General features: G+C 41.6%; 9 protein-coding genes. 7 read left to right on the plus strand and 2 right to left on the minus strand.

Going from position 1 to position 14,165, the window contains the following annotated elements; all coding sequences use genetic code 11:
• Positions 1-99: 99 nt before the first annotated feature.
• Positions 100-1,803 carry a DUF6377 domain-containing protein gene (locus Q0486_RS10480; RefSeq protein ID WP_299232795.1) on the minus strand — a complete coding sequence of 568 codons (1,704 nt, stop codon included), beginning with the start codon at positions 1,801-1,803 and terminating at the stop codon, positions 100-102.
• A gap of 100 nt (positions 1,804-1,903) precedes the next feature.
• Complete coding sequence (locus tag Q0486_RS10485; protein WP_154045015.1) at positions 1,904-2,755, minus strand: patatin family protein; 852 nt, start codon at positions 2,753-2,755, stop codon at positions 1,904-1,906.
• A gap of 139 nt (positions 2,756-2,894) precedes the next feature.
• Between Q0486_RS10485 and Q0486_RS10490 the strand changes: the two genes are divergently transcribed.
• From Q0486_RS10490 to dnaK, 7 genes are all read left to right on the plus strand, one after another.
• On the plus strand, positions 2,895-4,286 hold the full coding sequence (locus Q0486_RS10490) for an aminopeptidase P family protein (RefSeq protein ID WP_299232798.1): 1,392 nt from the start codon (positions 2,895-2,897) through the stop codon (positions 4,284-4,286).
• 23 nt (positions 4,287-4,309) lie between these two features.
• Positions 4,310-5,509: a C1 family peptidase gene (locus Q0486_RS10495; RefSeq protein WP_299232801.1), complete on the plus strand. Its 1,200-nt coding sequence runs from the start codon at positions 4,310-4,312 to the stop codon at positions 5,507-5,509.
• A 195-nt stretch (positions 5,510-5,704) separates the two neighbouring features.
• A complete protein-coding gene (gene recJ, locus Q0486_RS10500; RefSeq protein WP_299232804.1) occupies positions 5,705-7,426 on the plus strand; it encodes a single-stranded-DNA-specific exonuclease RecJ in 1,722 nt (573 codons plus the stop codon).
• Positions 7,427-9,334: an ATP-dependent DNA helicase RecQ gene (locus tag Q0486_RS10505; protein ID WP_299232807.1), complete on the plus strand. Its 1,908-nt coding sequence runs from the start codon at positions 7,427-7,429 to the stop codon at positions 9,332-9,334.
• A gap of 105 nt (positions 9,335-9,439) precedes the next feature.
• Positions 9,440-10,018 (plus strand): XRE family transcriptional regulator, encoded by a 579-nt coding sequence (locus Q0486_RS10510; RefSeq protein WP_299232810.1) that lies wholly within the window; start codon positions 9,440-9,442, stop codon positions 10,016-10,018.
• Between the two features lie 16 nt (positions 10,019-10,034).
• Positions 10,035-11,687, plus strand: a complete 1,653-nt coding sequence (locus Q0486_RS10515) for an AMP-binding protein (protein WP_258321948.1) — start codon at positions 10,035-10,037, stop codon at positions 11,685-11,687.
• 474 nt (positions 11,688-12,161) lie between these two features.
• On the plus strand, positions 12,162-14,075 hold the full coding sequence (gene dnaK / locus Q0486_RS10520; protein WP_299232818.1) for a molecular chaperone DnaK: 1,914 nt from the start codon (positions 12,162-12,164) through the stop codon (positions 14,073-14,075).
• The last annotated feature ends 90 nt before the right edge of the window (positions 14,076-14,165 follow it).

Raw genomic sequence — 14,165 nt, forward strand, 5'->3', positions numbered from 1 at the left:
AGTAAACAGCAGAAGTAAACCAAAAAGGATATTACATCTCTGATTTTCAGAGATATAATATCCTCATAAAGTAAACTATAGGTAATATATTGTTATGCTCTATTTCTGCATTTTACCTAATGAGCGTACAGTATCTGCAAAGTTTTCTTTAGGTATATTGGCCTTGTTACGTGTTTTCAGACGGTTATTATAAACTGTCTGTGGAGAACAATGCAGGAACTCAGCAATCTTTACGCTATCACTTATACCCAACCGCACCAATGCATATATTCTAAGTTCAGTATTTAGCAATTCTCCTTCTTTAAGCACTACCCTTTCTTCCGGTCTTAACAGAGAGTTGAAATCTTCTACAAAGTCAGGATATACATGAAGAAAAATTGCATCAAAACTATGATAGAATTCTTTAAGTTCACTCTGAACTATTGTTGTATTTGAAGTCAATGATTTTATATCATCTATCTGTCCAGCTTTCAACTTTCTGTTAATATTTTTTCTATATTCTTCCAATTTACTGATGTAACTTGAACATATCGAAAAGACATATCCTATATACTCCTCTTTCACATAGTTTGATTCCTGAAGCTGACTATTGCTTACCTTCAGTTTATCGTTAACTTCACTCAACTCTTTATTAACCTCCGCAAGCATTTGATGAGCTTCGGAAAGTTCATCTACATGACGGTTAAGCAAACGGTTACTTTCATCCAATTCCTTACGTGACCTGACAAGCCTTCTATATTGAACATATATAAACAATATTGAAATCAACAAAACTACCGACATTATACTCATAGCATAAAGTGATGAGCGTAACTTACTTTCCTGCTCAGCATTCCTTTGTTGGTAAGCATGACGTAATTTATCCATTACTGATGAAATATTTGCAAACCTTACCCTACTTGGATACAATAATGCAGCTTTAAGACAATATCCAATATATGTATATCCCCTGTCTATATCATTATATAAATATAGTATATTAGATAATTCTTCCAAAGAGGCTATATCTCTATTACTTATTTTTATATCCGCTATTGCCGAGTATATCAAATATTTTATATAGTTGTAATCATCCCCTTCATTATAAAACATTATAGCCAGATTGTAGGAATTTATTGCATCTGTTCGCGTTGATAAGCTTGATCTATCCACTATACCCTGAAGCTTGACCTTAATACTGTCTCCAAATGCCGATCTTGGAAAGTCCCTATGCAAAGATGCATAAAAGCTATAATATGAAGGATGGTCAGGAGTTATAAATTCCTGTGCCTCACGTTTTAATTCCGCTTCACGTTCATAATAAGCTTTAGTAAGTTCCGGACGTTCTCCAATATATTGACCCAGATGAGAATACAAGTATATCTTACTGTCATAATATCTGAACATCAAGTCTTTATTCAAGTTTTTAATATCTATATCATCAATAACACCCTTAGCCTCACTAAGTAATCCTGTAGCTGTAAGTAAAAATACTTTATTTAAAAGCCATTCCTGTTCCCAATCTTTTCTTCCAAGCTCGTGAGAAATACTGATATTGTCAGTCACATAGACCATTGCAGAATCAACATTGTAAACATAATATTCGTCATAAAACATCTTGTTAATCCACAATCTTTCTTCCGGTTTTAAAGCTGACGACTTCCTCTTCCTTAATTCCTGTATTTTGGCTTCCTTCTCAGCAATGAATTTATCACTACAGGCCAATACTGAATCAAGCCGTATCAATAATTGTTCCAATTCAGAATTAATAGAATAGGTCTCAACCGAAACTAACAACAATAGCAACATCAAGATATTTCTCATCACATTTTTTATCTTATAAGTTAACAAACTCAATATATAATATAACAGCATTTAAAAACAATTTAAATGCTGTTTAATTAAAGGTGAATGTCCTTCAGAATTAATCCTGCATCAAAGGTTTAAGCACCTTTTCTGCGCACAAATAACCTTCCTCATAAAGTTCCGTCAGTTTCTTTATATCCTTCTCGATACGGTTTACAACAACTTTCTTTTCCGGACGGATCGCTATAATCTTTCCCTCATCTTCCATTTTTTCTACCATCTCCAGCTGTTCATTATATACACGACAACGGTTACTCAATAGTACACGCAAACGAGGATATCTGGTATATATGAAATGAGGAACCTTTATGTCTTTCTCCGTCTTACGGTAACCACGATTACGGGTAAGAACGACAACATTCTTCTCATATCCCTGCTCTATGGCTCTCAACACAGGAATGGAATCTATTATTCCTCCATCAAGCATTGGACGTCCATCCACATAAACTATCGGACATACATAAGGCAAACTACTTGAGGCCTTGGCTATACGCAACAGTCGTTCCTTATCATGCTTTTCTTCGAGATAACAAGCCCTACCGGTTACGCAATTCGTTGTGACCATCTCAAACCGATTAGGATTCTTCATATAAGCATCGTAATCGTACGGAAGAATTTCTTCCGGAAACAGTTCATACAGAAGCTTCTGATCTAAAATACTGCGCTGATGAAAAAGATATTTAAAGCTTATATAGTTATACTTTTCAAGCATATCTATATTACTGTATTTGGCACGACCTCGCTGATGCGACATATACGAAAGTCCGTTGCAAGCACCGGCTGACACTCCTACCGCATAAGGGAATTCGATATTGTTATCCATCATAAAATCAAGCACGCCACAGGTAAATACACCACGCATGCCACCACCTTCAAGCACTAAGCCCATTTTACTAAAATCTACTTTCATAACATATTTCTTTTAAAACAGACACGCCAAATGCAAATATATGTTTTTTAAATACATTCAGATAGAAAATAAGACATTTTTTTCTTACTTTTGCAACATAAATATCATATTCTATAAATTACTGTATAATATTACTGTTATGTTTGAAACCTTAACATATCAAAAAAGACGCCAAGCCTTGAGGGAAAGAATGAGCAACGGTCTTATCCTTATCCTTGGAAACAACGAGGCTCCGGCAAACTATCCTGACAATACATACAAATTCAGACAGGACAGTTCGTTCCTATATTTTTTCGGACATTCACACCCGGGATATGCAGGAGTTATTGACATAGACAATAACGAAGAGTATTTTTTCGGCAATGATGTCGATATGGACGACATTATCTGGATGGGGCCTCAGCCTAGTATAAAAGAACTGGCAGCAAGAGTAGGCGTGAGCAAAAGCTTCCCATTCGACAAGCTTAAAGATGTTATAGGAAAAGCTTTATCACAACGCAGAAAAATCCATTTCCTGCCTCCATACCGTTATGACAACATGATGCTTCTGGAAGACCTGACAGGTATTAAGGCATCTATGGTTAAAACTCATGCTTCTGTAGAATTAATCAAGGCTGTTGTGTCATTAAGGGCTGTAAAGGAGCAATGCGAGATTGAAGAAATTGACAAAGCGTGCAACATTGGTTATGAAATGCACACCACAGCTATGCGTCTGTGCAAGCCGGGAGTATCAGAACAATACATAGCAGGTATCCTGGAAGGTATTGCAGCTTCATACGGAAGCATGACTTCATTCGCCACTATCCTAACTCAGAACGGACAGACATTGCATAACCACGACCACAGCCACATTCTGCAGGAAGGAAGACTGATGCTTACAGATGCCGGTGCTGAGAATATTAATAACTATTGTTCTGACCATACGCGTACAGTCCCTGTAGGAGGAAAATTCACTCAGCGTCAGAAAGACATTTATAACATTGTTTATGCATGTCATGAGAAAGCTTTGGAACTGGCAAAACCTGGAATAACATACAAATCTGTGCATCTTGACGTATGCAAGGTTCTGGCTCAGGGACTTAAAGATCTAGGACTGATGAAGGGGGATGTAGACGAAGCTGTCGCAGCAGGAGCACACGCTCTGTTCATGCCCCACGGACTTGGACATATGATGGGACTTGACGTCCACGACATGGAAGACCTTGGACAGATATATGTGGGATATGATGATGAAGTCCGTCCATCCGACCAGTTCGGATTGGCATCTCTGCGTATGGGACGCCGTCTGCAACCGGGATTTGTCATGACTGATGAACCGGGATGCTATTTTATCCCAGCACTGATTGACAAATGGAAAGCTGAAGGTATGCACACAGATTTCCTTAACTACGACGTTATAGAGAAGTATAAAGACTTTGGAGGTATCCGCCTGGAAGACGATATCCTTATTACTCCTGACGGATCAAGATTTACAGGAGAAAAGCGTATTCCTATAAAGGTGGAAGACGTTGAAGAAATTATGAAAAATTAAATACTATAAATCCAATTAATAACATGAACAAATTTATCACACTGGCTGCACTTGGACTTTGTTTCAGCAGCATCAACGCTCAGGAAGCGAAAGAGGACAAAAAAGCTGAAGAAGGCTTTGTGTTTACAACTATCAAGGAAAATCCTATCACATCTATCAAGAACCAGAACCGTTCGAGCACTTGCTGGTCATTCTCATCTGTAGCATTCTTCGAATCAGAATTGCTTCGTCAGGGTAAAGGAGAATTCGACCTTTCAGAAATGTTCATCGTACACCATACTATGGAAGAACGCGCTGTAAACTATGTACGTTATCACGGCGACGCTTCATTCTCTCCTGGGGGTAGCTTTGAAGATATAGTAGCTTGCTATAGACAGCACGGTCTCGTTCCACAAGATGCTATGCCTGGTATCATGTACGGCGATTCACTCCCGGTACACAACGAACTTGACGCTGTAGCAGGAGCATACGTACAAGCTATCGGAAAAGGTAAATTCTCAAAACTTACTCCAGTATGGAAAAACGGCTTGCGTTCTATTTATGACACTTACCTTGGCGAATGTCCGAAAGAATTCACTTATAATGGAAAGACTTACACTCCAAGAACATTTGCTGATGAAGTTCTGAAACTGAACATGGATGATTACATCTCATTGACTTCTTATACTCATCATCCTTTCTATACTCAGTTCAATGTAGAAGTACAGGACAACTGGCGTAACGCTCTTTCATACAACCTTCCTATCGAAGAGTTGATGGAAGTTATGGACAATGCCGTAAGAAAAGGATATACATTCGCCTGGGGCTCTGACGTAAGCGAACAGGGATTCACACGTGACGGTATCGCCGTATTCCCTGATGCTTCTAAGGGCGCAGAGCTTACAGGTTCAGACATGGCTCACTGGTTGGGACTTAGCGCTGCAGACAAGCGTAAGGAACTCACAAGCAAACCTCTTCCTGAAGTAAATGTAACACAGGAAATGCGTCAGACAGCGTTCGACAACTGGGAAACTACTGACGACCACGGTATGCTTATCTACGGTTTGGCTAAAGACCAGAACGGAAAAGAATACTTCATGGTGAAAAACTCTTGGGGTGAAGCTGGAAAATACAAAGGTATATGGTATGCTTCGAAGGCATTCGTTGCTTACAAAACTATGAACATCCTTGTACACAAAGATGCAATCCCTTCAAAAATTGCCAAGAAATTAGGTCTGAAATAATCGTAATATAGACTGATTACAAATAAATATAATGCCGGTTTAGTTAATTTTTATACTAAACCGGCATTTTTATTCTTTCTTTTTCCTAACTTTACAAATTGAATTAAACAGGCATACAAAGTAATGCCACGCTAAAATAACGGAACATTATGTTCCAACCCAATCATACTCAGGAAAAAGAAAAAAAATAATATAATGAGATACAAATGGAATTATCAACCTCCTACTCTAGAGCAAAGAGAAGAAGCCAGGGCTTTGGCCAAAGAAATAGGGATTAGCCCTATTCTCTGCCACTTGTTGCGACAGAGGGGCATAAAAACAGCCGATGCGGTAAAAAAGTTTTTCCGACCGCAACTGCATGACCTGCACGATCCGTTCCTGATGAACGACATGGAGGCGGCTGTAAAAAGGCTCAACAAAGCAATGGGCAGGAAAGAACGCATCCTTATTTATGGCGACTACGATGTAGACGGTACTACTGCCGTGGCATTGGTATACAAGTTTCTTCAGCAATTCTACTCTAACATAGATTATTATATCCCTGACAGATACAACGAGGGATATGGAGTAACAACAAAAGGAGTAGACTACGCATACGAAACAGGAGTAAAACTTGTGATTGTTCTCGACTGCGGAATAAAGGCTGTGGAAGAAATCGCTTACGCAAAAGAGAAAGGAATAGACTTCATTATCTGCGACCATCATGTGCCGGACGATGTTCTGCCAGATGCAGCCGCAATACTAAATCCTAAAAGAGCAGACTCTACATACCCATACGAACACCTTTCAGGATGTGGTGTGGGCTTCAAGTTCATGCAAGCCTTTGCCATGAACAATGGAATAGAGTTTCATCAACTAACCCCATTGCTTGACCTTGTTGCAGTAAGTATAGCTTCGGATATAGTTCCAATCATGGGTGAAAACAGAATCCTTGCCTACCACGGGTTAAGACAGCTGAATGCCAATCCTTGTATGGGACTGAAAGCAATTATAGACGTATGCGGACTCACTGACAAGGAAATAAACATGAGTGACATCGTGTTCAAGATAGGTCCGAGAATCAATGCGTCAGGAAGAATTCAAAAAGGTAAAGAAGCTGTTGATCTGCTTATAGAGAAGGACTATAAACAGGCACACGAGAAAGGTAATCTCATAAACAGTTACAACGAACAGCGTAAGGACTTGGACAAGACTATGACAGAAGAGGCTAACAAGATTGTCGATTCCCTTGAAAATCTTTCTGAAAGAAGAAGCATTGTGATATACAACGAGGAATGGCACAAGGGAGTGATAGGAATAGTCGCTTCACGTCTGACAGAGATTTACTATCGCCCTGCTGTGGTACTCACACGTACCGAAGGACTTGCCACAGGCTCGGCACGTTCGGTCTCAGGTTTCGATGTCTATAGTGCGATAGAAAATTGCCGTGATCTTCTCGAAAATTTCGGAGGACATACATACGCTGCCGGACTGTCGATGAAGGTGGAGAATGTAGAGGAGTTCACAAGACGTTTCGAGGAATATGTGACAAATCATATTTTACCGGAACAGACAAGTGCAACAATAGATATCGACGCACAGCTTGACTTCCGCGACATCACACCTAAATTCTTCTTCGACCTGAAGAAGTTCAACCCGTTCGGACCGGAAAACCATAAACCGGTATTCGCCACACTGAATGTGTACGACTACGGTACAAGCAAGGTTGTAGGCCGTGAACAGGAACATATCAAAATGGAGCTTGTAGACAATAAATCGAACAATGTGATGAACGGAATTGCTTTCGGACAAAGCTCACAGGTGAGATACATCAAGACGAAGCAATCGTTCAACATCTGCTACACGATAGAGGAAAACTCACACAAGCGTGGTGACATTCAGTTACAGATAGAAGACATTAAGCCAAGCGGATTTTAAATGACAGACGATTACCGTAAAATACTTAAAGACTATTGGGGATATGACAATTTCCGTGGAATACAGGAGGATATTATCCGAAGCATAGGAAGCGGACGCGACACACTTGGACTGATGCCTACGGGAGGTGGAAAATCCATTACATTCCAGGTTCCCGCCATGGCGAAAGACGGACTGTGTATTGTCATAACTCCACTGATAGCCTTGATGAAAGATCAGGTGAGAAACCTTCGCGACCGCGGCATTAAAGCCGTTGCCATATATTCCGGCATGACTCGAGAGGAGATTATCATATCACTTGAAAACTGTATTTTCGGCAATTACAAATTCCTTTATATCTCGCCTGAAAGACTTGACACGGAGATTTTCCGCATCAAGCTCCGCAGTATGAAAGTCAGCATGATAACTGTTGACGAATCGCACTGTATCTCTCAATGGGGTTATGACTTCCGCCCCGCATATCTCAAAATTTCAGAAATAAGAAACCTGCTGCCCGGCGTTCCCGTTCTGGCACTGACAGCCACAGCCACTCCCGAAGTGGTAAAGGACATACAGCAGCGTCTTGCCTTTAAAGAGGAGAATGTGTTCCGAATGAGTTTCGAGCGCAAGAACCTTGCATACATTGTCCGCAGAACAGAGAGCAAGCAGGAAGAACTCCTTCATATTCTGAAACACGTAGATGGTTCAGCCATAGTATATGCCCACAACCGCAAACGTACAAAAGAGTACGCCCAGCTATTGAACGAAAACGGAATTACGGCTACTTTCTATCATGCCGGACTCAACAACGATACAAAAGACCAGCGACAGAAATCGTGGGTGAAAGGAGAAACCAGAGTTATGGTTGCCACCAACGCATTCGGTATGGGTATTGACAAGCCTGATGTACGACTAGTAGTGCACGTTGATATACCTGATTCTCCGGAAGCATATTTCCAGGAGGCAGGTCGTGGCGGACGAGACGGTAAAAAAGCGTATGCAGTATTGCTTTATGCAAGAAGCGACAAAGCCACCCTGAAGAAAAGAATAACAGACACATTCCCCGAGAAAGACTATATCCGCACAGTTTACGAGCATCTGAACTATTACTATCAGATGGCAATGGGCGACGGACTTGGTTGCACCAGAGAGTTCAACATTGATGAGTTCTGCCGTAATTTCAAGCACTTCCCTATCCAGGTGGACAGCGCATTGAAAATACTTACCCGTGCGGGATACCTGGAATACACAGACGAGCAGGACAACAATTCTCGCCTGATGTTTACTCTGACAAAAGAAGAGCTTTACCGCATACATGAGACAAGCCCCGAAACCGAAAAACTGATAAACATAATACTCCGTTCATACACAGGAGTATTCACCGAATATGCCTATATAAACGAAGAGACTCTGTCACTGCGCACCGGCATGACACGCCAGCAGGTATATGACACACTTATCTCACTCACCCGCCGACGCATTCTCCATTATATACCGGGAAAGAAGACTCCTTATATTATATATACGCGCGAAAGGCAGGAAGCCGACCGTCTGATATTCACAAAAGAAGTATATGAAGACAGAAAGGAAAGCTTCATCCGCCGCATTGAGGCCATGACTGAATATGCCGAAACTGAAGACAAATGCCGAAGCCGTATGCTCTTGCTGTATTTTGGAGAGAAAAACGAACATAACTGCGGACAGTGCGATGTATGCCTTTCGTCACATTCATCAGGAATCAAGCAGGGAGTGTTCGACGAGATATCAAGAGCCATAGAAGAAACTCTCAAAGAAAAGGACATGACAACATCCGCAGTCATGGAAAAACTTGAATCATACGACAAAGAGAATGTTACAAAAGTATTGTCATATCTTCTTGCTGAAGAAATCATACATCAGAAAAACGGTATGCTTTCATTGCCAAAATAATCTTATCTAACATATTCAAGCTACAAAAAGTAAGAAAAAACCATTGTGTTATAAAATTTTGATTATATTTGCGCTTACAAACATATAAATCAAAACTTTTTTACCATGGATTACACTAATATCATCGGCGAAAAAATCAAATCGCTCAGAAACATAAAAGAGATCAGTATAGAAGAATTGGCAGAAAATACAGGCTTGACTACTGAACAAATCACACGCATTGAAGAAAATATCGATATTCCGTCGCTGGCACCGCTAATCAAGATAGCACGTGCCCTTGGTGTACGCTTGGGTACATTCCTTGACGACCAGGACAGCGAATCCGGTCCGGTGGTATGCCGCAGAGGGGAAGCCGACGACACTATCAGTTTCTCAAACAATGCTACCGACTCACGCCAGCACATGCACTATCATTCACTTTCGCGCAGCAAGACTGACCGCCACATGGAACCTTTCATCATTGATATTGATGAGAATAAGGAAACCGTGTTCAACCAGTCGGCTCACGAGGGCGAAGAATTCATAATGGTAGTGAAAGGTATGGTGGAAATCACTTACGGAAAGAACACATACGTTCTTGAAGAAGGCGACACCATCTATTACGATTCTATCGTGCCTCACCATGTTCATGCCTACGAAGGTCAGGCAGCACGTATTCTTGCAGTAATATATACACCAATCTAATTTAAAGCCGGAAACCATGTTACAGTTATCAGAAAGAACACTTGGCGACTGGCTCGAACATTGGGCCGAAGTCACCCCCGACAAAGAATATATAGTCTATTCCGACCGTAATCTGCGCTTCACATGGAGCCAGTTCAACAAGCGCGTGGACAATATGGCAAAGGGTCTGCTCGCCATCGGAGTGGAAAAAGGAACTCACGTAGGTATATGGGCAGGAAATGTTCCCGACTGGCTGACATTCCTGTATGCCTGTGCCAAGATTGGTGCAGTGGCAGTCACAGTAAACACCAACTACAAACAGGCAGAGCTTGAATATCTGTGCCAGAACTCTGACATGCACACCCTATGTATCGTAAATGGAGAGAAAGACAGCGATTTCGTCCAGATGACATACAATATGCTCCCTGAACTGAAAACCTTCAGCCGCGGACACATGAAGAGCAAACGTTTCCCATGTATGCGTAATGTTGTCTATATCGGTCAGGAGAAATTCAGAGGAATGTACAACACTCCGGAAATTCTCCTTCTAGGAAACAACATAGACGATGAGGTTCTTGAAAACGCAAAAAAGCAGGTAAGCTGTCACGACACGGTAAATATGCAATACACATCAGGTACAACAGGATTTCCGAAAGGAGTTATGTTGAGCCATTATAACATCACAAACAACGGCTTCCTGACAGGTGAACACATGAAGTTTACATCAGACGACAAACTGTGTGTATGCGTACCGCTGTTCCACTGTTTCGGCGTAGTGCTTGCCACAATGAACTGCCTCACTCACGGATGTACACAGGTAATGCTGGAACGCTTCGACCCGCTGCTCGTCCTTGCATCAGTGCATAAAGAACGCTGTACGGCACTATACGGTGTACCGACAATGTTCATCGCCGAACTCCACCACCCTATGTTCGATATGTTCGACCTCAGCAGTCTGCGCACCGGTATCATGGCAGGTTCTCTCTGCCCTGTGGAACTGATGCGTCAGGTTGAAGAAAAGATGTTTATGCGCGTCACCAGCGTTTACGGTCTGACGGAAGCATCGCCTGGTATGACACACACACGCATAGACGACCCGTTTGAAGTGCGCTGTACAACAGTAGGACGTGATTTCGAATTCACCGAAGTGAAAGTTCTTGACCCGGAAACAGGTGAAGAATGTCCTGTAGGTGTTCAGGGAGAAATGTGTAACCGCGGATATAATACCATGCAGGGTTACTACAAGAACCCTGAAGCCACAGCTGAAGTAATCGACAAGAATGGTTTCCTTCATTCAGGCGACCTTGGTGTGAAAGACGAAAACGGCAACTATCGCATAACAGGACGTATCAAGGATATGATAATCCGTGGTGGTGAGAATATCTATCCGCGCGAAATAGAGGAATTCCTCTATCAGATGCCTGGCATAAAGGACGTGCAGGTAGCTGGAATTCCGTCGAAGAAATATGGAGAGGCAGTAGGTGCATTCATCATCCTGCACGAAGGATGCGAAATGAACGAATTCGACGTTCGCGAATTCTGTCAGGGTAAGATTGCAAGATACAAAATACCGAAATATATCTTCTTCGTAGACGGTTTCCCTCTGACAGGAAGCGGAAAGATTCAGAAATTCAAACTGAAAGATATAGGTTTGGAACTCTGCAAACAGAAAGGTATAGAAATAATCTGACATTATACATTATTATATAGTATATGGAGCCACGGTGGCATAGTCACCACATTGGCTCCATTTTTTTGTTTCTACCGAAACAATAGCTCGTTCTTCCTCATAAAAAGATGTTTTCGTGCTGACATTTTCTATAAATATAACTTGTATTTATAGAATTTACAGTGTAATTTTTACAAACCACAGTGTCGTTTATAAAAATACAAGTTGTATTTACAGATTTATTACTGATAAAATACTTTTATCTCCAGCAAAAGAGCCTCTTCTATCCTATATATTTTATCAATGTATATAGTTTAAAAGATGACAGAAATCATGTTTTGTCAGTAACATTAAGATAAATTTCAGCCAAAATGTCAGTTTTTGTCTGTGCCAAAACATTTTTATGCCGTGGCACACGGTTTGTTTATAATACAGCGTAACGCAAAAGTTACAGAAATAACTTAATTAGATAATAATAAAAAAACAGATAAAATTATGGGAAAGATTATTGGTATTGACTTAGGTACAACAAACTCATGTGTAGCAGTGTTCGAAGGTAACGAACCAGTTGTAATCGCTAACAGCGAAGGTAAGCGTACTACTCCATCAGTAGTAGGTTTCGTTGACGGCGGCGAACGTAAAATCGGTGACCCTGCAAAACGTCAGGCTATCACAAACCCAACTCGTACAGTTTACTCAATCAAACGTTTCATGGGTGAAACTTACGATCAGGTATCAAAAGAAGTTGAACGTGTTCCATATAAAGTAGTTCGTGGCGAAAACAACACTCCACGTGTTGATATCGACGGACGTCTTTACACTCCACAGGAAATCTCTGCAATGATTCTTCAGAAAATGAAGAAGACTGCTGAAGACTATCTTGGACAGGAAGTTACAGAAGCTGTCATCACAGTTCCGGCATACTTCTCAGACTCACAGCGTCAGGCTACAAAAGAAGCTGGTCAGATTGCAGGTCTTGAAGTAAAACGTATCGTAAACGAACCGACAGCAGCAGCACTTGCATACGGTGTTGACAAATCAAACAAGGATATGAAGGTTGCAGTGTTCGACCTTGGTGGTGGTACATTCGATATCTCAATCCTTGAATTCGGTGGCGGTGTGTTCGAAGTACTTTCTACAAACGGTGATACTCACCTTGGTGGTGATGACTTCGACCAGGTAATCATCGACTGGTTGGTTCAGGAATTCAAGAACGACGAAGGTGCTGACTTGACTCAGGACCCAATGGCAATGCAGCGTTTGAAAGAAGCAGCAGAAAAGGCAAAAATCGAATTGTCTTCTTCTACTTCTACAGAAATCAACTTGCCTTACATCATGCCGGTAGCTGGTGTTCCAAAGCACTTGGTTAAGACATTGAGCCGTGCTAAATTCGAACAGTTGGCACACAACTTGATCCAGGCTTGTCTTGAACCATGTAAGAAAGCTATGAGCGATGCAGGTTTGAGCAACTCAGATATCGACGAAGTAATCCTTGTAGGTGGTTCTTCACGTATCCCTGCAGTTCAGAAACTTGTAGAAGACTTCTTCGGTAAAGTTCCTTCTAAGGGTGTTAACCCAGACGAAGTTGTTGCAGTAGGTGCAGCAGTTCAGGGTGCCGTATTGACAGACGAAATCAAGGGCGTTGTTCTTCTTGACGTAACTCCATTGTCAATGGGTATCGAAACAATGGGTGGTGTGATGACAAAACTTATCGACGCCAACACTACTATCCCTTGCAAGAAGAGTGAAGTGTTCTCCACAGCAGCCGACAACCAGACAGAAGTTACAATCCACGTACTTCAGGGTGAACGTCCTATGGCAGCACAGAACAAATCAATCGGTCAGTTCAACCTGACAGGTATCGCTCCAGCTCGTCGTGGTGTTCCTCAGATTGAAGTAACATTCGATATCGATGCTAACGGTATCTTGAAAGTATCTGCTAAGGATAAGGCTACAGGTAAGGAACAGGCTATCCGTATCGAAGCTTCATCAGGTTTGAGCAAGGAAGAAATCGAACGTATGAAAGCTGAAGCTGAAGCAAACGCAGAAGCTGATAAGAAAGAAAAGGAACGTATCGACAAATTGAACCAGGCTGACAGCTTGATTTTCTCTACAGAAAATCAGTTGAAAGACCTTGGCGATAAGATCCCTGCAGACAAGAAAGCTCCTATCGAAGCTGCTCTTCAGAAACTGAAAGACGCTCACAAGGCACAGGATTTGGCTGGTATCGACGCTGCAAGTGCAGAACTCCAGTCAGCTTTCCAGGCAGCAAGCGCTGAAATGTATGCTCAGTCAGGCGCACAGGGCGGTGCTCAGGCAGGTCCTAACGCTGGTCAGGCAAACAATGGCGGTACTAATGACAAGCATGGCGACAATGTTCAGGATGCTGATTTTGAGGAAGTCAAGTAAGCTAGAGATAAATAAACATAATTTTTCATAAGTAAAGGCGTGAAACCGCTTGAGTTTCACGCCTTTTTTGTTTTTCTTTATAATGGTGGT

Origin of the sequence: uncultured Bacteroides sp., assembly GCF_937912035.1 — a bacterium.
GTDB lineage: Bacteria > Bacteroidota > Bacteroidia > Bacteroidales > Bacteroidaceae > Phocaeicola.

What these genes read in the sequence shown, in the direction of transcription:
- Q0486_RS10495 (WP_299232801.1), top strand. Translation starts at nt 4,310, where the DNA reads ATGAACAAATTTATCACACTGGCTGCACTTGGACTTTGTTTCAGCAGC.
- dnaK (WP_299232818.1), top strand. Translation starts at nt 12,162, where the DNA reads ATGGGAAAGATTATTGGTATTGACTTAGGTACAACAAACTCATGTGTA.
- Q0486_RS10510 (WP_299232810.1), top strand. Translation starts at nt 9,440, where the DNA reads ATGGATTACACTAATATCATCGGCGAAAAAATCAAATCGCTCAGAAAC.
- Q0486_RS10480 (WP_299232795.1), bottom strand. Translation starts at nt 1,803, where the DNA reads ATGAGAAATATCTTGATGTTGCTATTGTTGTTAGTTTCGGTTGAGACC.
- Q0486_RS10485 (WP_154045015.1), bottom strand. Translation starts at nt 2,755, where the DNA reads ATGAAAGTAGATTTTAGTAAAATGGGCTTAGTGCTTGAAGGTGGTGGC.
- Q0486_RS10505 (WP_299232807.1), top strand. Translation starts at nt 7,427, where the DNA reads ATGACAGACGATTACCGTAAAATACTTAAAGACTATTGGGGATATGAC.
- Q0486_RS10490 (WP_299232798.1), top strand. Translation starts at nt 2,895, where the DNA reads ATGTTTGAAACCTTAACATATCAAAAAAGACGCCAAGCCTTGAGGGAA.
- Q0486_RS10515 (WP_258321948.1), top strand. Translation starts at nt 10,035, where the DNA reads ATGTTACAGTTATCAGAAAGAACACTTGGCGACTGGCTCGAACATTGG.
- recJ (WP_299232804.1), top strand. Translation starts at nt 5,705, where the DNA reads ATGAGATACAAATGGAATTATCAACCTCCTACTCTAGAGCAAAGAGAA.